The organism is Bradyrhizobium sp. BWA-3-5 (assembly GCF_032917985.1).
Classification (GTDB): domain Bacteria; phylum Pseudomonadota; class Alphaproteobacteria; order Rhizobiales; family Xanthobacteraceae; genus Bradyrhizobium.
Window position 1 is genome coordinate 2,887,758 of sequence record NZ_CP136626.1, and the last position, 24,179, is coordinate 2,911,936.

Annotated in this window: 18 protein-coding genes, 2 pseudogenes and 1 riboswitch; of the genes and pseudogenes, 12 read left to right on the top strand and 8 right to left on the bottom strand. The window is 63.5% G+C overall.

Annotation, left to right across the window (positions count from 1 at the left end; genetic code table 11):
- The first annotated feature begins 8 nt into the window (after positions 1 to 8).
- On the top strand, positions 9 to 992 hold the full coding sequence (locus RX331_RS13760) for a hypothetical protein (RefSeq protein WP_317257068.1): 984 nt from the start codon (positions 9 to 11) through the stop codon (positions 990 to 992).
- 101 nt (positions 993 to 1,093) lie between these two features.
- On the opposite strand, the gene gcvP is transcribed toward RX331_RS13760, so the two are convergent.
- The 3 genes from gcvP to gcvT all read right to left on the bottom strand — a co-directional run bounded on the left by gcvP (position 1,094) and on the right by gcvT (position 5,683).
- A complete protein-coding gene (gene gcvP, locus RX331_RS13765) occupies positions 1,094 to 3,967 on the bottom strand; it encodes an aminomethyl-transferring glycine dehydrogenase (protein ID WP_317257069.1) in 2,874 nt (957 codons plus the stop codon).
- 171 nt (positions 3,968 to 4,138) lie between these two features.
- Entirely contained in the window at positions 4,139 to 4,504 is a 366-nt protein-coding gene (gene gcvH / locus RX331_RS13770) for a glycine cleavage system protein GcvH (protein ID WP_317257070.1), read from the bottom strand.
- Positions 4,505 to 4,537: 33 nt separating this feature from the next.
- Positions 4,538 to 5,683, bottom strand: coding sequence for a glycine cleavage system aminomethyltransferase GcvT (gene gcvT / locus RX331_RS13775; RefSeq protein WP_317257071.1), 1,146 nt, complete (start codon positions 5,681 to 5,683; stop codon positions 4,538 to 4,540).
- 136 nt (positions 5,684 to 5,819) lie between these two features.
- Positions 5,820 to 5,910, bottom strand: a riboswitch (glycine riboswitch).
- A gap of 233 nt (positions 5,911 to 6,143) precedes the next feature.
- On the opposite strand from gcvT, the gene alaS reads away from it, so the two are divergent.
- From alaS to RX331_RS13815, 8 genes and pseudogenes are all read left to right on the top strand, one after another.
- Positions 6,144 to 8,819 (top strand): alanine--tRNA ligase, encoded by a 2,676-nt coding sequence (gene alaS / locus RX331_RS13780; protein WP_317258118.1) that lies wholly within the window; start codon positions 6,144 to 6,146, stop codon positions 8,817 to 8,819.
- Complete coding sequence (locus RX331_RS13785; RefSeq protein WP_317257072.1) at positions 8,820 to 10,049, top strand: cyclic nucleotide-gated ion channel; 1,230 nt, start codon at positions 8,820 to 8,822, stop codon at positions 10,047 to 10,049.
- A 207-nt stretch (positions 10,050 to 10,256) separates the two neighbouring features.
- A complete protein-coding gene (locus tag RX331_RS13790; protein WP_317257073.1) occupies positions 10,257 to 10,601 on the top strand; it encodes a hypothetical protein in 345 nt (114 codons plus the stop codon).
- 181 nt (positions 10,602 to 10,782) lie between these two features.
- Complete coding sequence (locus RX331_RS13795) at positions 10,783 to 11,139, top strand: septal ring lytic transglycosylase RlpA family protein (RefSeq protein WP_317257074.1); 357 nt, start codon at positions 10,783 to 10,785, stop codon at positions 11,137 to 11,139.
- Between the two features lie 256 nt (positions 11,140 to 11,395).
- Entirely contained in the window at positions 11,396 to 12,070 is a 675-nt protein-coding gene (locus RX331_RS13800) for a DUF2270 domain-containing protein (RefSeq protein WP_317257075.1), read from the top strand.
- 234 nt (positions 12,071 to 12,304) lie between these two features.
- Positions 12,305 to 13,438: an efflux RND transporter periplasmic adaptor subunit gene (locus RX331_RS13805; RefSeq protein ID WP_317257076.1), complete on the top strand. Its 1,134-nt coding sequence runs from the start codon at positions 12,305 to 12,307 to the stop codon at positions 13,436 to 13,438.
- Positions 13,438 to 15,324, top strand: a pseudogene (locus tag RX331_RS13810) (efflux RND transporter permease subunit); the annotation flags it as partial. The gene RX331_RS13805 and the pseudogene RX331_RS13810, both read left to right, overlap by 1 nt.
- Positions 15,323 to 15,487 (top strand): annotated as a pseudogene (locus RX331_RS13815) (cytochrome b); the annotation flags it as partial. The pseudogenes RX331_RS13810 and RX331_RS13815, both read left to right, overlap by 2 nt.
- A 110-nt stretch (positions 15,488 to 15,597) precedes the next feature.
- Here RX331_RS13815 and RX331_RS13820 read toward each other — a convergent pair.
- From RX331_RS13820 to RX331_RS13835, 4 genes are all read right to left on the bottom strand, one after another.
- Complete coding sequence (locus RX331_RS13820) at positions 15,598 to 16,086, bottom strand: DUF3455 domain-containing protein (RefSeq protein ID WP_317258119.1); 489 nt, start codon at positions 16,084 to 16,086, stop codon at positions 15,598 to 15,600.
- A 216-nt stretch (positions 16,087 to 16,302) separates the two neighbouring features.
- The gene (locus tag RX331_RS13825; RefSeq protein ID WP_317257078.1) at positions 16,303 to 17,517 is read right to left on the bottom strand and encodes an NADP-dependent isocitrate dehydrogenase; all 1,215 of its coding nucleotides are present in this window, start codon (positions 17,515 to 17,517) and stop codon (positions 16,303 to 16,305) included.
- Between the two features lie 176 nt (positions 17,518 to 17,693).
- Positions 17,694 to 18,308 carry a hypothetical protein gene (locus tag RX331_RS13830; RefSeq protein WP_317257079.1) on the bottom strand — a complete coding sequence of 205 codons (615 nt, stop codon included), beginning with the start codon at positions 18,306 to 18,308 and terminating at the stop codon, positions 17,694 to 17,696.
- Positions 18,309 to 18,353: 45 nt separating this feature from the next.
- Positions 18,354 to 20,081, bottom strand: coding sequence for an alpha/beta hydrolase family protein (locus tag RX331_RS13835; RefSeq protein WP_317257080.1), 1,728 nt, complete (start codon positions 20,079 to 20,081; stop codon positions 18,354 to 18,356).
- A gap of 300 nt (positions 20,082 to 20,381) precedes the next feature.
- Between RX331_RS13835 and RX331_RS13840 the strand changes: the two genes are divergently transcribed.
- From RX331_RS13840 to RX331_RS13850, 3 genes are all read left to right on the top strand, one after another.
- Positions 20,382 to 21,584: a TrmJ/YjtD family RNA methyltransferase gene (locus RX331_RS13840; RefSeq protein WP_317257081.1), complete on the top strand. Its 1,203-nt coding sequence runs from the start codon at positions 20,382 to 20,384 to the stop codon at positions 21,582 to 21,584.
- A 261-nt stretch (positions 21,585 to 21,845) separates the two neighbouring features.
- Complete coding sequence (locus RX331_RS13845) at positions 21,846 to 22,478, top strand: DUF1326 domain-containing protein (RefSeq protein ID WP_317257082.1); 633 nt, start codon at positions 21,846 to 21,848, stop codon at positions 22,476 to 22,478.
- Positions 22,479 to 22,529: 51 nt separating this feature from the next.
- A complete protein-coding gene (locus RX331_RS13850) occupies positions 22,530 to 23,327 on the top strand; it encodes a DUF2182 domain-containing protein (protein WP_317257083.1) in 798 nt (265 codons plus the stop codon).
- A 22-nt stretch (positions 23,328 to 23,349) separates the two neighbouring features.
- On the opposite strand, the gene RX331_RS13855 is transcribed toward RX331_RS13850, so the two are convergent.
- Complete coding sequence (locus RX331_RS13855; protein WP_317257084.1) at positions 23,350 to 24,000, bottom strand: TetR/AcrR family transcriptional regulator; 651 nt, start codon at positions 23,998 to 24,000, stop codon at positions 23,350 to 23,352.
- Positions 24,001 to 24,179: the final 179 nt, after the last annotated feature.

Sequence of the window (24,179 nt, forward strand, 5' to 3'; positions counted from 1 at the left end):
TGGGTGTGATGAAGCCTCTGATCCTGACCGGCTGGATGACGCCGGACTTCATGAGGAGTGGCTACGGCGACCTTGTGTTGGACTTGGCATTCTTCGATTTCGCCTGGGGGCCGCAGCCCTCGGCGGAACAACTCGCAACGTATCTTGGTCCCCGCACCGCAAACCACGCCGGAGGCGCACACTGGTCGGACTGGGGTGGCGGCCAATGGAAGCAGAGCGCAAATAGGAAGCACCGCGATCTCAGCCTTGCCGAGTTCTGCCAACAATACGAAGCCGTCGAATTATGGTTCGACGTGCAGCCGAAAGCGCAGCTGAAACTGATCTGGCTGCTTGATTACTTCCACGCTTATGCGGAAACCGTTGACAGGCTGAAGCTGCGTCTCGTCGATCTGGAGATGGTCGGGCTTGAGAAATTCGGCCGGTGGGACCCGCCGGCCGTCGATGTCACGGAAGCGGAGTTGGCGACGGCGAGCGCGGCTTGGCAGGCTTGGCGATCGCCTACGCCCGCTGCCTGTTTCGATCTGCTCAGCAAGGATTTGAGCGCGCTCCCGCTGCTCAAACCTGTCTTGCTCGATCTGCTCAATGAGCTGCCATCAAGCTCAACAGGGCTCGGCGCCTCGGAAATGCGGATGCTCGAGTTGATCGCGCGAGGATACCGGCTCACGAATGCGCTCTTCCATCTCCGCCAGCTGCGACAGACGCGCATCTTCGGCGAGTGGGAATACGGTTATCTGCTGGATGGGCTTGCGTTCGGCCCACGTCCCGCGGTGGCGGGCCTCGACGAGGAGCTGCGCACGCTCGACCGCGAAAATTTGCGCGACCGGCATGCGGCGTATCTGCGCAGCCGGCTCTCGATCACCGAATTCGGCAAGGCGGTGCTCGCCCACAAGGAGGATTTTTCCCGCCACAACCCGATCGACCGCTGGTGGGGCGGCACGCATTTGACCAATGAGAAGCTTTGGCGCTGGGACCCCGTCCTGCTCGTGCCGTAGCGCGTAGGATGGGTAGAGCGCGGCGAAACCCATCATCGGGCGATATCACGCGGCGATAGAAGCGATGGGTTTCGCTTCGCTCTACCCATCCTACAAGGACCTCACTCCGCGGCCTGCGCGTAGTCCGCGACCGGCGGGCACGAGCACACCAGGTTGCGGTCGCCATAGACGTTGTCGACGCGCCCGACCGGGCTCCAGTATTTGTCCGTGCGTGAGACACCGTCGGGGAAACAGCCGGTGGCGCGGCTGTAGGGGCGATTCCAGGCATCATCGACAATGTCGTGCACGGTATGTGGGGCGTTGCGGAGCGGCGAGGCTTCGACCTTCCAGCGGCCGATCTCGATCTCCGTGATCTCGCTTCGGATCGCGATCATGGCGTCGCAGAAGCGATCCAGCTCGGCCTTGGATTCCGACTCGGTCGGCTCGATCATCAGCGTGCCCGCCACCGGAAAACTCATGGTCGGGGCATGGAAGCCGTAATCGATCAGGCGTTTGGCGATGTCGTCGACGGTGACGCCGCTGGTCGTCTTCAACGCGCGCGGGTCGACGATGCACTCATGCGCGACGCGGCCCTTGGCATTCCGGTACAGCACCGGGAAATGCGGATCGAGGCGGCTTGCGATGTAGTTGGCGCTGAGGATCGCGACCTCGGTGGCGTGCTGGAGGCCTTCGCCGGACATCATCAGGATGTAGATGTAGGAGATGGTCAGGATCGACGCCGAGCCGAACGGCGCGGCCGATACCGGTCCGACCGGAAGCGGCGTTGCACCGTCGGTTGCGGGATGGCCAGGCAGATAGGGCGCCAGGTGTGCCTTGACGCCGATCGGGCCCATGCCCGGGCCGCCGCCGCCATGCGGGATGCAGAACGTCTTGTGCAAATTGAGATGCGAAACGTCGGCGCCGTAATCGCCGGGCCTGGAAAGGCCGACCTGCGCGTTCATGTTGGCGCCGTCCAGATAGACCTGGCCGCCATGGGCGTGAACGATGTCGCAGATCTCGGTGATGTGCTCCTCGAACACGCCATGCGTCGAGGGATAGGTGATCATGACCGCGGCTAGATTCTTCGAGTGCTTCTCCGCCTTGGCACGGAGGTCGTCGACATCGACGTCGCCGCGCGCGTCACACGCCGTCACCACCACTTCCATGCCGGCCATGTGGGCGGAGGCCGGGTTGGTGCCGTGGGCGGAGGAGGGGATCAGGCACACCTTGCGGTGCGGCTCGCCGCGTGCCGCATGATAGGCGCGGATCGCGAGCAAGCCGGCATATTCGCCCTGCGCGCCGGAATTCGGCTGCAGCGAGATTGCGTCATAGCCGGTGATGTCGCACAGCCATTGCCCCAGCCGTTTGAACAGCGCGTGATAGCCGGCGGCCTGCTCGTGCGGCGCGAACGGATGCAGCGCGCCAAATTCCGGCCAGGTCAGCGGGATCATTTCCGTGGTCGCATTCAGCTTCATGGTGCAGGAGCCGAGCGGGATCATCGCGCGGTCGAGCGCGAGATCGCGGTCACTGAGTTTGCGCATGTAGCGCAACAATTCGGTCTCGGAGCGATGGGTGTGGAATACGGGATGGGTGAGGAACCCGCTGCCGCGCTTCAATTCGAGCGGCAGCGTCTCGCGCACGGTCAGCTCGACATCGGCATAGGCGAGCTTGCCGCCGAACGCGCGCCACACCGCCTCGACGATCGCGGGCGTCGTGGTCTCGTCGACGGCAATGCCGAGCGTGCCGTCGCCGATGCGAAGGTTGATCTTCTCGGCGAGCGCGTGAGCAACGATCTCGTCCTGCTTGCCGCCTGTGGCCACCGTGATCGTATCGAAAAATGCTGGCGAAGCCAGTGCAAAGCCGAGTTTTGCCAACCCCGCCGCTAGCACGACGGCGCGGCGGTGCACGGTGCGCGCGATGTGGGTCAGCCCTTCGGGGCCGTGATAGACCGCGTACATCGAGGCGATCACCGCCAGCAGCACCTGCGCGGTGCAGATGTTGGAGGTCGCCTTTTCGCGGCGGATGTGCTGCTCGCGGGTCTGCAGCGCGAGGCGATAGGCGGGCTGCCCCCGCGAATCCACGGAGAGACCGACAATGCGGCCCGGCAGCGAGCGTTTTAGCGCATCGCGCACCGCCATGTACGCCGCGTGCGGGCCGCCATAGCCCATCGGTACGCCAAAGCGCTGCGCCGAGCCGATCGCAATGTCGGCGCCGAGCTCGCCGGGGGAGGCGATCAGCGTCAGCGCCAGGAGGTCGGCCGCCATGACCGCCAGCGCGCCCTTGGCGCGCAGCGCTGCGATTGCGGGTCGGAGGTCGCGCACGGCGCCCGACGTGCCCGGATACTGCAACAGGCCGCCGAACACGTCGGCCTTGTGGAGATCGGTGAGGGGATCGCCGACGATCACGTTCCACCCCAAGGGCTCGGCGCGGGTGCGCATGACCGCGAGCGTCTGCGGATGCACTTCCGAATCGACGAAGAAGGCTTTCGTCTTCACCTGCGAGGCGCGTTCGGCAAGCGCCATGGCTTCGGCCGCGGCGGTGCCTTCATCGAGCAGCGAGGCGTTGGCGACGTCGAGGCCGGTGAGGTCGCAAATCATGGTCTGGAAGTTGAACAGCGCCTCCAGCCGTCCCTGGCTGATCTCCGGCTGATAGGGCGTATAGGCCGTGTACCAGGCCGGGTTCTCCAGGATGTTGCGCTGGATCACCGCGGGCAGGATGGTGCCGGAATAGCCTTGCCCGATCAGCGAGGTGAACACCTCGTTCTGCCCGGCAAGCTCGCGCATATGCGACAGCGCCTCGGTCTCGCTTAAGGCGGGGCCGAGATCGAGCGGCTCCTTCTGCCGGATCGAGGACGGCAGCGTCTGGCTCATCAGCTCAGCCAGGCTTTTCGCGCCGACGCTCTCCAGCATCGCGCTGATATCGCGGGGCGAGGGGCCGATATGGCGGCGCACGAAATCGGTGGCGGCTTCGGCGGTGGTTTTCAGCGGCGCGTTCATGGGTTTTTCCTCAGTATTGCCCGTCATACCAACCACCGGTGTCATGCCCCGCGAAGGCGGGGTATCCAGTACGCCTGGAAGCCTGCGATGAACCGATAGGCCACGGCGTCCTGGGTCGCCCGGTCAAGCCGGGCGATGACAGCGAGCGTTGGGTTGCAGATTGCATCATCCTCACGCCGTATGCGCGTTGTAGGCGGCTTCATCCATCAGGCCGCCGAGTTCGCTTTTGTCTGCGATCTTCAGCTTGAAGAACCAGGCCTTGCCGCCGGGGTCGGAATTGACCAAAGCGGGCTCGGCGGCGAGGGCCTCATTGACTTCGAGCACTTCACCGGAAATCGGCGCGTAGACGTCGCTAGCGGCCTTCACCGATTCCACCACCGCGGCGGCTTCGGCTTTCTTCAGGGCGCGGCCGACCTTTGGCAGGTCGACGAACACGACGTCGCCGAGCTGCGATTGCGCATAGTCCGTGACCCCGATGGTGGCGACATCGCCTTCGATGCGGATCCATTCGTGGTCGGAGGTGAACAGCGTCGTCATGAAGTGGTCCTCTGTGAATCAGCGTTTGCAGAATCAGCGTTTGTAAGTGTTGGGAACGAAGGGCATCGGCGCTGTCAGCAGGGGCAGGCGCTGGCCGCGTACCTCGGCAAAAACCTGTGTGCCGTTGGCGGAAAGCGATGTCGGCAGATAACCCATCGCAACCGGCGCATTGAGGCTCGGCCCGAAGCCTCCGGAGGTGACCTTGCCGACGGCCTCGCTGGAGGTGCTATCCGCAAACAACAGCGCGCCTTCGCGCACCGGCGCGCGGCCCTGGGCGAGCAGGCCGACGCGGCGGCGCGCGGCGCCTTTTTCGAACTGGGAAAGGATCTTGTCCGCGCCCGGAAATCCGCCGGCGCGGGCGCCGCCCGTGCGGCGGCTCTTCTGCACCGACCATTCCAGCGCGCCTTCGACCGGCGTCGTCGCGATGTCGATGTCATGGCCATAGAGGCAGAGGCCGGCTTCCAGCCGCAGGCTGTCGCGGGCGCCGAGCCCAATCGGCAGCACGTCGGGGTTTTGCAGCAGCATCGTCACCAGCGCCTCGGCCTGGGCGCCGGGTACCGAAATCTCAAAACCGTCCTCGCCGGTGTAGCCGGAGCGGGAGACGAAGCAGTCGAAGCCGGCGACCTTGCGCGGCCCGGCATCCATGAACTTCATCGCGGTGACGTCGGCGCCGAGCCGTGCCAGCGCCGATTCGGCCTTCGGCCCCTGCAGCGCGATCAGCGCGCGGTCGCGAAGGGAATCGATGGTGCAGCTATCGGAGAGATGCGCGCGCAAATGCGCCTCATCCTCCTTCTTGCAGGCGGCGTTGACGACTAGGAACAGGTGGTCGCCGAAATTTGCCACCATCAGGTCGTCGAGGAGACCGCCGTCTTCATTGGTGAACTGGGCGTAGCGCTGCCGTCCCGGCGCGATCGCCACGATGTCCTGCGGCACCAGCCGCTCCAGCGCCAGCGCGGCATCCTCGACCCGGCCCGATTTCGGGCGCAGCGCGAGCTGGCCCATATGCGAGACGTCGAACAGGCCGGCGGCGCTGCGGGTATGCAGATGCTCCTTGAGTACGCCGGGCGCGAATTGCACCGGCATCTCGTAGCCGGCAAACGGAACCATCTTGCCGCCGCGCGCGACATGAAGCGCGTGCAAAGGGGTACGATTCAAGGAAGATTCGTCGCGCTCCAGCATCGTCAAGGCCCTCAAGGGTTCCGGAGACCGCTCCGAAAGATCCAAAGAAAGCCCCATCTGTCGCTGTGCCTGAGAGTATTATCCCGTCGGCGGACACCCTGGGCACATGCGGCCCGGCGTCTCTTTCCAGATGCTATCCCGTCACGCGGTCCGTTTGCCTGAGAGTTTCCGGGGCGGTTGCTCCTTCGGCGCCGGCGCTGAAGCCGATCTCTCCCGACGTGACGTCTTACAAATATGACGGAAACACAGCCCTGCCAAGCCTGTCAACGCGGGGACGGCTTTATCAACGGGAGTTGCGTGCCCATCTTGTGTGCTGCAGCAAGCCTATGATCCGCCTGCACAGTTTCTGGACAGTGCGGGCGGCAATGTCTAAAAGCGTTCCGCCGGACGATTAAGGTTAGTTCCGACCTGACCCGGCCTTTTTTCCGAGTGGATGAACATGAGCGGCGTGAAGACGAACATGAGCGGCGTCAACGAGATCAGGTCAAAATTCCTGGATTTCTTCAGCGAGAACGGCCACGAGATCGTGGCCTCGTCGCCGCTCGTGCCGCGCAATGACCCGACCCTGATGTTCACCAATGCCGGCATGGTGCAGTTCAAGAACGTCTTCACCGGCGTCGAGAAGCGGCCCTACCAGCGCGCCACCACCTCGCAGAAATGCGTCCGCGCCGGCGGCAAGCACAATGACCTCGACAATGTCGGCTACACCGCGCGCCATCTCACCTTCTTCGAGATGCTCGGCAACTTCTCCTTTGGCGACTACTTCAAGGAGCGCGCGATCGAGCTCGCCTGGAACCTGATCACCAAAGAGTTCGGGCTCAAAAAGGACAAGCTGCTCGTCACCGTCTATCACACCGACGACGAGGCGGCGACGTACTGGAAGAAGGTCGCGGGCTTCTCCGACGACCGCATCATTCGCATCCCGACCTCGGATAATTTCTGGGCGATGGGCGATACGGGTCCGTGCGGCCCGTGCTCGGAAATCTTCATCGACCGTGGCGAGCACATCTGGGGCGGTCCGCCCGGCAGCCCCGAGGAGGACGGCGACCGCTTCCTCGAATTCTGGAATCTCGTCTTCATGCAGTTCGAGCAGGTGACGCCGGACGAGCGCGTGCCGCTGCCGCGTCCCTCGATCGATACTGGCATGGGACTGGAGCGCATGGCCTGCATCCTGCAGGGCGTCGACAGCGTGTTCGAGACCGACCTGTTCCGCAACCTGATCGAGGCGACCGCGTCGGCGCTCGGCAGCGGGCCGCAGGAACAGAATGTCGCCTCGTTCCGCGTCATCGCGGACCATCTGCGATCCTCGGCGTTCCTGATCGCCGACGGTGTGCTGCCGTCAAACGAGGGCCGCGGCTACGTGCTGCGCCGGATCATGCGTCGCGCGATGCGCCATGCGCAGCTGCTCGGCGCGAAAGAGCCGTTGATGCATCGCCTGGTCTGGGCGCTGGTGCGCGAGATGGGGCAGGCCTATCCGGATCTCGTGCGCGCCGAACGGCTGATCGAGGAGACGCTGCGGCTGGAAGAGACTCGTTTTCGCAAGACGCTGGCGCGCGGCCTTGCCATTCTCGATGAGAAGAGCAGTGGCCTGAAGAAGGGCGACATGTTCGATGGCGATACCGCGTTCACGCTCTACGACACCTATGGCTTCCCGCTGGATCTCACGCAGGACGCGCTGAAGTCACGCGGCATCAGCGTCGACCAGGCGGCGTTCACGGATGCGATGGACCGCCAGCGCGAGAAGGCGCGGGCGTCGTGGGCCGGCTCCGGCGAAGCGGCGGATGAATCGGTCTGGTTCCCGTTGCGTGAAAAGCTCGGTGCGACCGAATTTCTCGGCTACGACACCGAAAGCGCCGAGGGCGTGGTCACCGCGCTGGTCAAGGACGGCAAGGAGATCGACAGCCTCAAGGCCGGCGAGACCGGCTCGATCGTGCTGAACCAGACCCCGTTCTATGCGGAGTCCGGCGGCCAGGTCGGCGACACCGGCGTGCTGACCGGCGAAGGCGTCAAGTTCCGCGTCACGGATATGCAGAAGAAAGCCGGCGATCTCTTCGTGCACACCGGCACGGTAGAGCAGGGCACGCTCAAAGCTGGTACCGCCTTGCAGCTCGAAGTCGATCATTCGCGCCGTTCGTCGATCCGCGCCCATCATTCGGCGACGCATCTGTTGCACGAGGCACTGCGCCAGGTGCTCGGCGATCACATTGCCCAGCGCGGCTCGCTGGTCGCGCCGGACCGGCTGCGCTTCGACTTCGTGCATCCGAAGCCGATCACGGCGGAAGAGCTCGCCCGCGTCGAGGACATCGCCAACGAGGTGGTGCTGGAAAATGACGAGGTCACCACCCGCATCATGGCGGTGGATGATGCCCGCGAGGCCGGCGCCCGAGCGCTGTTCGGCGAGAAATACGGCGACGAGGTGCGCGTGGTCTCGATGGGCAAGCAGTCCCGCGAGCACGGTCAGAACGCACTCGGCTGGTCGGTCGAACTGTGCGGCGGCACCCATGTGCGCCGCACCGGCGATATCGGCCTGATCTCGGTGACCAGCGAAAGCGCGGTTGCCTCCGGCGTGCGCCGTATCGAGGCGCTGACCGGGCGGCATGCCCGCAAGCACGCCAACGACACCATGGCGCTGGCGAAGACGGCGGCCGCGGAACTGCGCACTTCCATCGAAGATGTGCCGGCGCGCATCGCGGCCTTGATGGAAGAGCGCAAGAAGCTGGAGCGCGATCTCTCCGACGCGCGCAAGAAGCTGGCGATGGGCGGCGGCGCCTCCGCCGGCAACGGTGCCGCGGGCGGCGTCCGCGAAGCGGGCGGCGTCAAGCTGCTGGCGCGTGCGGTCGAGGGCGTCGAGACCAAGGACCTCAAGAGCCTGGTCGACGACGGCAAGAAGCAGATCGGCTCCGGCGTGGTTGCGATCGTCGGCGTCACCGAGGACGGCAAGGCCGGCATCGTGGTCGGCGTCACCGCCGACCTGACCTCGCGCTTCAACGCGGTCGAGCTGGTGCGCAAGGGCTCCGAAGTGCTCGGCGGCAAGGGCGGCGGCGGCCGGCCCGACATGGCGCAGGCCGGCGGGCCTGATGGCGCCAAGGCCAATGCGGCGCTGTCGGCGATCGAACAGGCGATGGCTGGCGCCTAGGTGGCCGCTGTCCCGGGCAAACGCAGCAGCAACAGCCCGGACTTGCAGGACCGGCTCTACGAACTGCTCGAGCACGATCACCTGCCGCATTCGGTTGGCTCGCGCATCGCGCAGGCGATCGTCGCGATCATCGTCCTCGACGTGCTGGCGATGATCCTGGCTTCGGTGCCGGAACTGGACGCCAGGTTCGGCCCCCTGTTCACCGCAATCGAAATCGCGGCGGTCGCGGCATTCGCGCTGGAATATCTGGCCCGGCTCTGGAGCGTGTTCGGGCATTCGCTGCGTGCCGTGACGCCGGCACGGGCGCGGCTGGAATACGCATTCTCCAGTCTCGGCATCATCGACCTGATGGCATTCCTGCCATCGGCGGTGGCGTTGGCGCTCGGCGATCGATCGGCGCTGGTGCTGTTCGGGATGCTGCCGTTCCTGAAACTCGTGCGCTATTCGCCGGCCCTGCGCTCGCTGCTCGCCGCGTTCCATTCCGAACGCCGAACGCTGTTCGGCTGCATCGTCATCCTGACCGGCGCGGTGCTGCTGTTCGCAACACTGCTCTATGCGATCGAGCGCAACGTCCAGCCCGACAAGTTCGGCACCATCCCGCAGGCGATGTGGTGGGCGATCGTGACGCTCGGCACGGTCGGTTATGGCGATGTCGTGCCGGTGACGCCGCTCGGCAAGACCGTCTCGGTATTTGCTATCGTCGTCGGCTTCGCGATGATCGCATTGCCGGTGGCGATCATCTCACGCGCCTTCACCGACGAAGTGCGGCGGCGGGACTTCATCGTCACCTGGGCCATGCTGGCGCGCGTGCCGCTGTTCTCGCATCTCGGCGCCTCCGAGATCGTCGACATCATGCGGCTGTTGCGGGCGCAGACCATCGAAGCGGGCGAGGTGCTGGTCAGGCGCGGTGATCCGGCCTCTTCGATGTATTTCATTACGGCGGGCGAAGTTCAGATCGAGCTGCCGAGCCAGCGCGTGCGGCTTTCGAACGGCACGTTCTTCGGCGAAATCGCGCTATTGCACCGGACCAACCGCAGCGGCACGGTGACGGCGACGTGCAAGACAAAGCTGCTGGCGCTCGATGCACAGGATTTTCACGCCTTGATCGAGCGGCTACCCGACCTGGCGGCGCATGTGAAGGAAACCGCCGAGGCGCGGCTGGCCGATACCGCGGAACTGCTGAAGGGCGACATCGCGCCTGCGGAGATTGCGCAGGCCGAGCGGGATTAACGCCTCAACCGGCAAGCGGCAGAAGGGCAGACGCCACCTTCATTCGTCACGCTGCGGCCTAATTCGTCCTGATGCTGTAGCGCATCCACGTGGATCGAACCCTCGTGGTGCCGCGAAGCTTGCAGGCATCACAGGTACGGCATTCGTAAACAATCCGATCGCTGGACTTACGCAACAGCCGACTGTGGGCGTTCGAGAGGTGCCAGCATGACCTGGTGGATGATAAAGCCATCTATATTTGCGTCGATCGTCTTTGGCGTTTCGACCTGCGTGGCGTCCGCGCAGGACAGCAAGGTTTCAGTCGAGATGATCGGAGTGGGAAGCATGAGTTGCGCGCACTGGCGATCTACGCAGGAGCGTATTTTGGAGGGCACTGTCTGGATTCACGGTTTCTGGACGGGACTTAATTACGTTGCCGCGGCGAGTGACCAAACGCAGCCAAAAATCGGCGTGTCTTCGATCGTTGCGGAAGTCGAAAAAGCATGCGCTCGCAAAACATCACAGACTTTAGCCAGCGCCGTATGGACGACGTATCTTGCGGCCAAGAGGTAGGGCGCCTCAGGGCTCTTATCGATCGAACCATACTCATGCACCGGCTGATACGGCCGTTTGTCTGCGCTCGGACGATCTTGTTGCGTGCGATGCTGTGTCTCTTTGACGCTCTGACTGGAACTTAGAGGCTTGGGAAAAGTTGGCAGTTCGCCAATGGGGCCTCGATCCTGGAAGGGTAACGATGATCCGTCCGATCAGCGCCGTCTTGGCGCTCGCCTGTCTGTCTGCGCCGGCATTCGCCGAAACCTGTATTGCTTCTCGCTATGGCTATAGTGGTGGCCGAACCGCATCGGGGGAGCGCATGAATCCAAATGCGATGACTGCGGCACATCGCGCCAGACCGTTCGGCTCCCACGTCACGGTCACCTCACATTCCAACGGGCGAAGCGTCACCGTTCGGATAAATGATCGCGGCCCATTCGTGAAGGGAAGGTGCATAGACCTGTCGACCGGAGCCGCCCGTGTGCTTGGCTTAGCCGGGACTACGAAGGTCTCCCTCGCTGAGGTAGATAAGCACAAGTGGGAAGCTACCCCGTAAGCGGCTCAAGCGCACGCAACGGACGTGTTTCACGATCACTGGCGATGTCATCGTCATTGCAGCCAGAACGCGCGACCCAATGCGGACGTGGAGTGGTGCGGTGCAGCGTTCTATTGCTCGATCTGTCGCTGGCAATTCGGAGTCAGGGCGAGCATAGTTGCGGTGTCACAATTCCGGATAGGTTCATCGGCGTTGATGATGTGGACTCTGCCGGTCAGCGCCGGTGATCTGCGGTTCGGACAACCGGAGTCCCGCCATGTCTGTCACGGCTTCCAGCGAAATACAGCACCAACATAGCTTCAATTCTGCCGAAATGGGCGCCATCGCTCATCTCTACCGGGGCGAGGTCTACCGCTCGACGATCTGGAGAACGCGGCTCGACAACACGACCAACTGGGCGATCGTTACCATGGGCATCGCCCTGTCGACGACCTTTTCGAGCCCGGAGGCCTCACCGCTACCACTGCTTCTCGTAGGCCTGCTCATTGCCGTGTTCCTTGGCATGGAGGCGCGGCGCTATCGCTACTTCAATGTCTGGCGCGCCCGGGCGCGGTGGATGGAGACGAACTTCTACGCGCCAATCTTCACCGGCGAGGCCCGCGACAATAGCTGGCAGGTGATACTCGGGCGCGACTACACCGCGCCCCGCCACCACATTTCGTTTGTCCGCGCGGCAGGACGGCGGCTGCGCCGCAACTATGTCTGGATTCTCGCCGTCCAGGTGATTGCCTATTACGGCAAGATCGCGATCCATCCGGCGCCCGCGTCAACCGTGGCTGAATTTGTCGATCGCGCCGCGGTCGGACCGATTCCCGGCTGGATCGTTCTGATGATCGGCCTTGTCTATAATTTCGGCTGGCTGGCCTTTGCGCTCGGCACGATGTGGCTCGACGGACGCGAGCACCGGGGCGACAAGGTGGCGATGGGTTAGCCATAGCACGAGCGATCAGCTACTTCCCGTCGAGAAACGGTGTCGGTCGACGGTCTTGCCGTCGAGCCGCAGCGTTGCGACCGGCTCGCAGAACGCCCAGGCGAAACCGCACAGCGAGCCGCGTCCGGCCCGTCATCGCTTGACGCAAATCAAGGCACAGCAACCGGGATGGACTAATCAAGACGTCCGGAACCCACGACTTAGCGGCGTTGCATATCACATGGTTTCTTGCCGATGAGTGTCGCTCAGGCGATCCAGGATGTTGGCTCATGGCGGTGGTTGATTCGAACCTGGCTAGGGCTTGCGTTGATTGGTCCTGCAAGCACGTCATTCGCTGAGGACTTGGTAAAGGTCAGTCCTGCTCAGGCACAAACCTTGGGCGTTCGTGTCGTACATCCTGCTTCGAGCCGGACCGACCAGACACTGGCATATCCCGCTCAGATAGTTATCCCAACTCCCCAATTGTGGGTCGTGAGCGCTCCGGTGGCCGGCATGGTCAATGGCTTGTCGGTCGCACGAGGCGACCGGGTCGACTCCAGCCAGGCGCTGGTCACGCTTGAGAGCCCGAGCTTTGTGTCGCTTCAGCGTGACTACCTGCACGCCTTCGCGCAGGACGTGCTTGCTGCCCAGCAACTGAAACGGAACGCCGACCTGTTCGAAGGGAAAGCGATACCGCAACGCGTCCTGGAGACCAGCCAGACCGAAGCCCGGCAGGCGAGCATCGTGCTGGCCGAACGGCGGCAAATGCTTCGACTAAGCGGCCTGTCGGATATGGCAATTTCGCGCCTCACCAGCGAGACGGCCATCATGGCGACGATTTCGGTAACCGCGCCCCAGCAGGCGACCGTGGTGGAAATCGTGGTTTCCCCGGGCCAGCGGGTTGAGCAGGCGGCGCCGCTCGTCAAGCTCGCACGCTTGTCGACGCTGTGGGCCGAGATTGCGATTCCGGCGTCGAGCATTCGCGCCATCAAGCCGGGCGCGCGGGTAGAAATCGAGGGGTACGCGTCGCCTGGCAGGGTGGTGCTGGTGTCGGAGACAACAGATGCAGCGACCCAGACTGTCTTGGTGCGAGCAGAAGTGCCGAATTCGGGCGAACTGCGACCCGGGCAAACCGCAGCATCGCGAGTCAGCTTTCTCTCCGCTGGTGAAAGCGCCTGGGAGTTTCCCTACAGCGCGCTTGTGCGCCGCGGGGACAAGGCATCGGTCTTTGTTGCGATCGAGGGTGGATTTCGGCTGGAGCCCGTGACGCTCCTCGCCGAGGACCAGGACCACGTGGTGGTGTCCGGTGCGATTACGGAACAGGACGAAGTGGCGGTCAGCGGCATCACCGCCCTGCGAGGGATTTTGCTGCGGCTCGGAGCGGAGTGATGCTCGAGCGTCTGGTCGCCTTCGCGCTTTCGCAGCGCATGTTTGTCGCCTTGAGCGTCCTGCTGCTTGTCGGTGCCGGCGTTGCCGTTCTGCCCGGCCTGCCGATCGATGCATTTCCTGACGTTTCGCCTGTGCAGGTGAAGGTCATCATGAAGGCACCGGGTCTGACACCCGAGGAGGTTGAGCAGCGGATCACGGGTCCGATCGAGCTTGAATTGCTGGGATTGCCCAACAAGAAGATCCTTCGCTCGACGACAAAATACGCGCTCGCCGACATCACCATCGATTTCGAGGACGGCACCGATATCTATTGGGCGCGCAACCAAGTCTCTGAACGGCTGTCCAATATTGCGCGCGATCTTCCGGAAGGCATGACGGGCGGCCTTGCCCCGATCACGAGTCCGCTGGGCGAAATGTTCATGTTCACGATTGACAGTCCGGATCTAACGCTGGCTGAGCGGCGAAGCCTTCTCGACTGGGTGATCCGCCCTGCTTTGCGAACCGTCCCCGGGGTCGCCGATGTCAACTCGCTTGGCGGACATGCCCGGGCTTTTGAGATCGTGCCGCTCAACGATGCCCTGGCGGCACGCGGCATTTCGTATGATTTGCTTCGGCGGGCGATCGAGACCAACAGCCGCAACGATGGCGCCGGCCGCGTCAACCAGGGAGAGGACAGCGCCCTTGTCCGCATCGAAGGAAGCATTCGCTCGATCGACGATATCAAGGCCATCGTGGTCGAAAACCGGGACGGCATTCCAATCCGGGTCAACGACGTTGCACGGGTTCAGATCGGCTCGCTGACGCGGTATGGCTCCGTCACCGTCGACGGCCGCGGCGAAACGGTCGAAGGACTTGTGCTTGGCTTGCCCGGCGCCAATGCCGGTCAGCTTGTGCGCGATGTCCGCCAGCGGCTTCAGGAACTGCAGCCTAATCTCCCGAAGAGCGTTACCATTAACGTGTTCTATGACCGAAGCCAGTTGGTCGGTCGCGCGGTCGGAACCGTCGTGAGGGCGCTGGGCGAAGCCACGGTTCTGGTTATCGCTCTGCTGCTGCTATTCCTAGGCAACTGGCGAGCCTCGCTGGTGATCGCCGTTAGCCTGCCGCTTGCGATCGTGATCGCACTGATGATCATGCGAGCCGTGGGTATGTCGGCCAATCTGATGAGTCTGGGAGGTCTGGCGATCGCCATCGGCATGTTGATCGATGCGCTGGTGGTGGTTGTCGAAAACATCGTCGGAAATCTAAGCAAGGATCAGGAACGGGTGGCGACACCACTTATCCACACAGTGTTCCGGTCGGTCTGCGAAGTCCTGGAGCCGGTTTCAACGGGCGTGCTGATCATCATCATCGTTTTCGTGCCGCTGCTTGCGTTGCAGGGGCTTGAGGGAAAGCTGTTCACTCCCGTAGCGCTCGCGATTATCTTCGCCCTCGGCGCCTCATTGCTGCTGGCGCTCACGGTCATCCCGGTTGCAACCTCGTTTCTGCTCAAGGCGGCCCCGCACCGTGAGCCATGGCTCCTCAGATTGGCCTCCCGAGGCTATGCGCCCGCGCTCGGCTGGGCATTGGCCAACGAGCGCAAGGTGATGGGTGCGGCGATGGTCGCCCTGATTGCCGCGGGTTTTGCCTACACCCAACTCGGCAAGACGTTCATGCCGACCATGGACGAAGGCGACATCATCGTCAGCGTTGAAGCAATTCCGTCGGTCAATCTCGATCAGGCCAATTCGATCAATGCGGGACTTCAGGCCGCCATTCTGTCGCGCGTACCTGATGTCGCGGGAATAGTCGCCAGTACCGGATCGGACGAACTCGGCCTCGATCCGATGGGACTTAATCAAACCGACACGTTTCTGGTCCTGAAACCGTCGGAAGAGAGACGGACAGTGGCTCAAGGATCGTGCCTTCGCCCGTAGCGTGAAGGAGGTACATGAAGTTCTGGCCCATGCGCTCGTAGTCCTCGCGATTTTTCACGCAGCCGCCGCACTGATCCATCACTGCGTATTTCGAGACCGCACGCTTCTTCGGATGCTGCCGCGTTCCGACAAATAGCGCGCAAGGCAGCGCCTTGCTTCGCAGCCAGACGTTTGTAGTTTCGCCAGCGGCGGCAGCCCGTCATCGTGCCGGTGGCACCCGCCGTCTGGCGAATGGCCTGCGCCGCATCAGCCCTTGCGCAGGAACACGTAATCGGCCGAGTAGGGGACGCTTTCATAGGTGCCCGCCTTGTAGCAGGCGCTAGTGAGCCTTCCACCGACTGTGTTGATCCGTTGCACCGTCGTCACCGGACTGAGAACACCGTTGCCCCGCCGGGCATTGACGGCAAGCTTCAGCCAGGGAATGTCCATGGCGACCTGCCCGGGGGCGGTGCCGGTGACCTGGCCGACCACCGCGCTGCCGTCGCTATACTCCCAGTTCGGTCCGGCATAATGCCGGCCGACCGTCTTGCCGTCCTGGAAAAGCGTCGCGATCGGCTCGCGAAACACCCAGACGAGTGTGCCGTCGGGGCCGGTCTTGCATTCGTAAACCTGGGCACCTTCGGCGTGCAGCGTGAGAACCGCGGTTTCGCCCGGAGCGGCGATGGCGTCGGGAAGCGTTGCCTGGGCAGTCGCGCTGACGAGCGAGCCGGCCAGAAAGAAGGCAATGAGCGCGATGCGCTTGGTGAGCGACACGGTAATTTGCTCCGTCGTTGTTATTGTCGTCGCGGCGAGCCGCCCGCGACAAAATTGCAAAGCAATTTTGCGCAGAACCGACGAAGCAATCCACCGACTTAAGGTCGAGGGATTGCTTGTTGGGGCTTGTCATCGGGCGGGCATTCGCCCGACCCGTCGGCTCGCAACGCCGAGGGTAGGATTTTTGCGGGTGACGGCTTACGCCGCCATCGCCTTCTCGAGGTTGGCGGCGACCTTGTCGAGGAAGCCGGTCGTAGACAGCCAGCGCTGGTCGGCGCCGACCAGGAGCGCGAGGTCCTTGGTCATGTAGCCTTCCTCGACGGTCGAGACGCAGACTTTCTCCAGCGTGTCGGCGAATTTCGCGAGCTGCGGGTTGTTGTCCAGCTTGGCGCGGTGGGCGAGGCCGCGGGTCCAGGCGAAGATCGACGCGATCGAGTTGGTTGAGGTCTCCTTGCCCTTCTGATGCTCGCGGTAGTGGCGGGTCACCGTGCCATGGGCGGCTTCGGCTTCCACGGTCTTGCCGTCGGGCGTCAGCAGCACCGAGGTCATCAGGCCGAGCGAGCCGTAGCCCTGCGCCACCGTATCCGACTGCACGTCGCCGTCGTAGTTCTTGCAGGCCCAGACATAGCCGCCGGACCATTTCAGCGCCGAGGCCACCATGTCGTCGATCAGGCGGTGTTCGTAGGTGAGCCGCTTGGCCTCGAACTCCTTCTTGAATTCGCGGTCGAATACGTCCTGGAAGATGTCCTTGAAGCGGCCGTCATAGACTTTCAGGATGGTGTTCTTGGTCGAGAGATAGACCGGGTAGCCGCGCAGCAGCCCGTAATTGAAGGAGGCGCGGGCGAAGTCGATGATGGAATCGTCGAGGTTGTACATTCCCATCGCGACTCCGGACTCGGGGGCCTTGAACACTTCCTTCTCGATCACCGTGCCGTCCTCGCCGACGAATTTCATCGTCAGCGTGCCCTTGCCGGGGAACCTGAAGTCGGTGGCGCGGTACTGGTCGCCATAGGCGTGGCGGCCGATAATGATCGGCTTGGTCCAGCCCGGAACCAGGCGCGGCACGTTCTTGCAGATGATCGGCTCGCGGAAGATGCAGCCGCCGAGGATGTTGCGGATGGTGCCGTTCGGCGACTTCCACATCTCCTTCAGGCCGAATTCCTTCACCCGGGCTTCATCGGGGGTGATGGTGGCGCATTTGACGCCGACGCCGACCTTCTTGATGGCGTTGGCGGCATCGATCGTGACCTGATCGTTGGTCTGGTCGCGGTATTCCATTCCGAGGTCAAAATACAAGAGCTCGACATCCAGGAACGGGGTGATCAGCTTGTCCTTGATGTACTGCCAGATGATCCGGGTCATCTCGTCGCCATCGAGTTCGACGACGGGGTTGGTCACCTTGATTTTTGCCATGACGGAGGGGGCCTTTTTCGGAAAACCGCGCGTTTGGGGCGGGGTGGGTGATTATAGGGGGGCCTATACCACCGCAAACCGGCCGGCGGAAGCTGGTGCGGGCCCCACTTTAGCTCATCTTTCAGGCTCGGATTGCATGGGGTTAAAAGGGAGTTGCGCTGCCGGCAAGGCCGGTTTCAGGCAAGCCCGAAGCGCCGCTCCAGCCAGCGTCGCGTCTTGCCCGGCGGCATGGCGCGGATCACGGCGGCGGCGCTGCGATTATGGCCGTGGTGGATTTCCGCGAGGTGGAGATAGAGCCGGGCGGCGCGCCAGCTCCGGTCCGGAGGGCAGAGCTCCAGAATCCGGCGCCACACTAGATCGGCAAGGCCGGGATCCACCGCAAAGCAGGCGCACCACAGCTTTTCGAGCGCGTAAGCCTGCGATGCGCGGGGCTCGATCTGGGATGCCAGTTCAAGACATTTGGCGAGCTCGCGCCCGGCGAAGGCGGAGAGTCCCCGCCTGAACGCCACGCCGATCGGCCACGCCATCACGGCGACGGTGCCATAAGCGTCGTGACACGATTGCGCCTCGCGCGCCGCTTCTTCCAGGATCGAGGCGGCCAATTTCCCGTCCGCGTATTCCGCGACCGAGGCGAGGGCCTGGACGCGGTACCACGCATCCGGGCAGGCGCGTGCCGCCTGCAGCGCCCCAGTGGTACCGCTCGACGCCAATTGTCCGGCGCGCTGGCGGCCGATCAAGGATGCACCTGAAGGGGCAGGCGTATGGCGAAAGCGCTGGTGTTGCGAAGACATGAGGCTTGGTTTTCCGCGCGCGGACCCGGTTCGGCTCCGATAGTTTCAGAACGCCGCCTGGGTCGCGGTCCCCGCCACCACATACCAGGTTACGAACAGGCCGCATATCAGGGCGCCCGGCAGGCTGGAGCCGGTTCGCCGCCAAGTGAAGGTTGCGATCACGGCGCAGATCGCGAGCAACGGTATGAACTGGATGGCGACGATGGTCGAGAGCGGCACGAAGCCGGGATCGGGCAGGGGGTTGAACAGCGCGCCGGTCAGCCAGAGGATGGCGTACTGCCCGCCGACGAGCACAATGAAGCCCAGCGTCAGCGCCAGGACATTGGTCAGATATAGAGCACTGCGGGGTGCCGCCATGGTCGAGAAATTGCGGTGCAGGACATGCAGTGCAATGACGAAAAACGCCGTGAATGGTACGAGATAGATCAGGAAGATCAAAAACTGCTTCGCGCTCATCAATTTGACCGCGACGATCCAGAACCGGAAGTCGATCTTGAGGGCGAGGTCGGCAAGCCATAGCGCGGCATAGCCTATCGCGACGCTGGCGATCGCGATCACGACCGACGGCAGCACGATGCCGGAACGGCTGGCGCGCTTCGGCGCAAACCGCATCAGGCCGAGCGTGATCAGGCCGTTGATGACGGCCCAGGCCAGGACCTGGTTGGTGATGCCCTGCGGCAGGACGGCGGATGGCTTTACGAACGTGCCGCCCAGCGCGAACGCCGGGTAATAGGTCAGCGCCGGAATAAAGGCCGAGAGGATGAAGGCCGCGGTCCAGCGGCGGCCGGTTGCCGCCACATGCTCCGGCATGGTGCCGTCTGCGATTTCGGGCAGCCGCAGGCGGGAATACATCGGCGCTTCCAATAGCGCGTCGAAGGCGCCGATCAGGAGCGCTACAAATCCGATTAGCGCGATGCCGGTGCCGATTTCCTTGCGGAACCAGATCTGGTCGCTGGCCGGGCGAGGCGTGCCGCCTTGTAACGTCTTGGCGAACCAGTCGAGGCTGTAGCCGATGGCCTGGTGCGAGATGTGCTCGGCCGGATGGGTGATGGCGGGGGTATAGAGCACGCGCGCCGTGCCTTGCGCGATATCGCCGTAGACCTTGCCTGGCTCCACCGGCCCTTGCGTGCCGAACACGGCCCAGAGCTTCGGGCTCTTGACGACGTCGCGGGCCTTGTCGACCTCCCACATCAGGACCGGAAATTCCTCGTACTGGGCGAAGACCACCGCCATGTTGCGCGGCCAGCTTGGCGTGCCCTCAGCGGCGAATGGCTTGCCGGTCGAGGAGCCTTCCAACACGATCGATTTGTAGAGGTTCGGCATCGCGGCTGCCGCAGCGAGCACGGCCCAGCCTCCCATCGAGTGGCCTTCGAGGCCGATATTGTCCTTGTCCACGATCTCAAGGCTGCGCAGGTAGGCGAGGCCGTCGGGGCCGCCAAAACCGCCTGCGAAGGCGGGCGGGTCGCTGTAGCCGTGACCGGTCTGGTCAAGCGCCAGCACCACATAGCCGCGGCGGGCGAATTCGATGGCAAAGCCGTCCTGGGTCTCGCGTGAATTGATGTAGCCGTGGACGGCGAGGATGCCGGGAGCGGGGATCTGCGGCGTGGCGTTCGGCGGGATGTAGAGCAGGGCGCTCATCGTGTTGCCCTTGGCGCCCTTGAAGCTGATATCCTCGATCCGGATATCGCCGGCGGTCTGGGTGAAATGGGCGAGCAGGCCGCCCATGAGGATCAGGACCATGCTGACAATCGCCAACGACCACCTGCCGCGCATGGACGCCTCCCCAAATTCCGCCGTTGAACCCGGCTTTCAGGCTGGTTTGCAGCTTCGCTTTGTTTGTGATTGTTAGCCTATCCGAAAGTCTAACGCGCGCAAGCGACGGAGCGATCGAGCCGCCTTTAAGGCTTTGAGCAAGCCTGCAGAGAGGCTAGTAAGCCGCTCGGCGGGCTTTGCGAATTGGCTCCGCCGTCCGACTGGCGACGCTTCGCCATTTTTGAATCGTCGCGCGTCGCGTTCGAAACCTTCAAAGATCGAATCAACTTCGGAAGTTGAATCAGAAAGTGACGTCACGAAATGTCCGGCACCGATAAATCCAAAACTGGTTTGGACTTGGCCGGACCTGTTGTGATCCTCGTCGAACCGCAGCTCGGCGAGAACATCGGCATGGCCGCGCGGGCGATGGGCAATTTCGCGCTGTCGCGGCTGCGCATCGTCAATCCGCGCGACGGCTGGCCGAACATCGCCGCGCAGCGGGCGGCGGCGGGCGCCGATCACATCTTGGAGCGGGCCGAGCTGTTCGAGACCGTCGAGCAGGCGGTCGCGGACCTGACGCTGCTGTTTGCCACCACCGCCCGCGCCCATGATCAGGCCAAGCCGGTGGTTGGCCCGGAACAGGCGGCGAGCGAGATCGTGGCCCATGTTGGGGCGGGCGGCGGAGCCGGCATCCTGTTCGGCCGGGAACGCTGGGGTTTGCAGAACGAGGAGGTCGCGCTCGCCAACCGGATCATCACCTTTCCGGTCAATCCGGGTTTTGCCTCGCTCAACCTCGCACAGGCGGTGTTGCTGGTCGGTTACGAGTGGTTCAAGCATTCGACCGGCGGCGCGCTGCCGTTCGCAATGCCGGAGCGCTCCGAACCGGCATCGCAACATCAGATGCAGGCCTTCTTCGACAATCTGGTCCGGGAACTCGACAAGGTCGAATTCCTCCGCCCGAAGGAGAAGCGCGACACCATGCTGGTGAACCTGCGCAACATCTTTACGCGGATGGACCCGACCAAGCAGGACATGCACACGCTGCATGGAGTCGTCATGGCGATTGCGGAAGGGCGCAAGGGGCCGGCCAAAGGCGGCGTGCTCGACGGCGAGCAGGCGACCCGGCTGCGGGCGCTGCTCGCCGAGCACGGACAGGGGCCATCGGCGCCCGGCGACAGTTCGACCGTGCGGGGGCTCGCCCGGTTGCTCCGCCGCAATCCGACCGATGCCGAGCGGATATTGTGGCAATCGCTGACCCGCGACCGCCGCTTCGCCGGCCAGTTCAAGCGCCAGACCCCGGTCGGGCGCCATATCCCGGATTTCGTCTCCTTCGTTCATCGGCTTGCGATCGAGCTCGTCAACCCCAACGAGTCGGACGCCATCGTCGCCGACCGCGCGACGCGGAAGGCATGGCTGGAGGCACGTGATTACCGCGTCGTCGAGATGCGGGTGGCGGATGTGGAAGCGGATCTCGCGACGGAACTGGCGCGGCTGGAAAAAGCCGTAGCGGCACAGGCGCGCTAGCGCCACGCCCACCCTCCTGGTGGCAGACGCGTAAGGTATGAGGGGCGCACATTCGCGCGACCGGGCGGCATTGCACACCCATCGGTCGCTGTCCTCGGGGCCACAAACGGCGTAAGCTTCTCTTGTTGGGACCAGACGCCGCAAGACGCCAATCAGCGAGCTTTTCACCGACCTGATCCCGCTCGCATTGTCGAGCCTTTGACGGCCCAGGAGCATTTCAAGCGGCTGCAGTCCGATCGAAAACGCAAGAGGAGGTGTGCAATGGCGACATCTGACTGGCGTCTCGAAGGCGAATGGATCAAGAACTGTAACTGCGCATTTGGCTGCCCGTGCGATTTCAATGCCAAGCCAACGCAAGGTTATTGCAAGGGCGCCGTCGGCATGCGGATCACCAAGGGGCATTTCGAAAACACAGCGCTCGACGGTCTGGTATTTGCGGCCGTCGTGCATTTTCCCGGTGCGCTGCACGAGGGTAATGGCCAATTGCAACCGATCATCGACGAGCGCGCGACGGGCGAGCAGCGCGAGGCGCTGTTCAACATCATGTCGGGCAAGTTCTCCGCCGAGGGAACGCTATTCCAGATCCTCAGCCTGATTGTGACGAAAATCCACGAGCCGGTGTTCGCGCCGTTCGAGTTCTCGTTCGACAGGGATGGGCGCGTTGCGCGCATGGCAGCCAAGGGCGTGCTGGAAACCGACGTCGAGCCGATCAAGAATCCGGTGACAGGACTGCCGCACCGCATTCAGGTCGTCATGCCGGAGGGTTTCGAACACCGGGCTGCCGAGGTTGCCTCGGCCAACATCCGCTCGAACGGTGCCATAAAATTCGAGACGCAGGGCACGCATAGCTCGCTCGCCAACGTCGTGCAGACGCCCGAGGGCGTCGTGGCCTAGCCGCGCGCCCGAAGTCAATGCGATGTGCCGTTCCAGCAGCGGGGCGGATTCATGACCGGAATCTGGTCGCTCGAGCAAACCTTGCGACACGATCGCCTCATCGTGGCCATCGGAATAGCCACCGTCGTGGCGTTCTCCTGGGGCTATCTGCTTGCCGGCGCTGGCATCGACACGAGCATGGCCGACATGCCGATGGACCCTGAGCCGTGGTCGGCGGGCCAGGCGCTCCTGATGTTCGCGATGTGGTGGGTGATGATGATCGCGATGATGGTGCCCAGCGCCGCCCCCGCGATCCTGCTGTTCGCCACCGTCAAGCGCCGGCAGGCGGCGACAGACAGTCCCGTCATCGCAAGCTGGCTGTTTCTTGCCGGCTATCTCCTGATCTGGGCAGGCTTCAGCGTCGTCGCGGTCTCGCTGCAGTGGGCGCTTGATCAGGCTGGGCTGCTGTCGGGGATGATGGCGAGCACCAGCCATGTGCTGGCCGGGGTCATCCTGATAGCGGCCGGGCTCTATCAGATGACGCCGATCAAGCGCGCCTGTCTGCGCTATTGCCAGAGTCCGTTGCTGTTTCTCTCGATCTACTGGCAACCGAATGCACTGGGCGCGCTACGCATGGGTGTTCGCCATGGCAGCTATTGCGTCGGCTGCTGCTGGTTTCTGATGGCGCTGCTCTTCGTCGTCGGCATCATGAATCTCGCCTGGGTCGCGGCTGTCGCGATTTATGTCGCATTCGAGAAGCTGATGCCGCATCACCAATGGCTCAGCCGCGCCGCGGGGATCCTTCTGATCGTGGCCGGCGGGATCGTGCTCGCCCGCGGCTACGTCGATCCTGCCTCAATTTCACTTTAGCGCGATCAGCAATTCCGATCCTTCAGACCGCGGCGAACTCCGCAACGCTGCCAGTCCGCTTCGGCTTCTTTGCCTTCGCCGGTCCGAACAGATTGCCCGCCGCGAGGCCCGCGGTATCCGCGACCGAAGGATCGCGCGAAACCATGGCAGCGACGATGGCGCCGTCGATCAACAGTGCGAGCTGATGCGCCAGCATCTGCGGCTCGGCCGCGCCCATTTCACCCGCCAGCTTTTCGATGTGCGCCAGCACCACCTTCTTGTGGCGCAGCGCGATGGTGCGGAACTGTTTCGCGTGCTTGTCGTGCTCGGCGACCGCATTGATGAAGGGGCAGCCGTAGAAGCGCTCCTCGGCAAACCAGTGCTTCAGCGCCGGAAAGATCCGCTTCAGTTTTGCCTGTGCGTCGCCGCCGCCATCCTCCATCGCGCCGATGAACCATTCGCGCCACGCCTTGCCTTCGCTTTCCAGCACGGCGTTGACGAGGTTGGTCTTGGAGCCGAATAATTTATAGAGCGTGGTCTTGGCGGTGCCGGCCTCGTCGATGATGGCGTCGATGCCAGTGGCGTTGATGCCGTTCTTGCAGAACAGATGCGTCGCTGCGCTGAGCAGGCGGCCGCGCGCGGATTCCTCGTCGCCCGCGGCGAACTGCTTCTTCTTTGAAACCGATTTGCCCATGCGCGCCAGTTAAGCGAACCGCGGCGCAATCATCAAGCTGATCTTTGCGCGGAAAATAATCGCGCGCGTGCGGCAACTGCACCGCGCGTGAGCAGCCCGCCGCTGATCAATTTCCGGGCAGGGGCCCGTAAGCGGCTTAAGACGTTCGGCTTTTGATTTAGGCCGGTTCTGGCACGCTT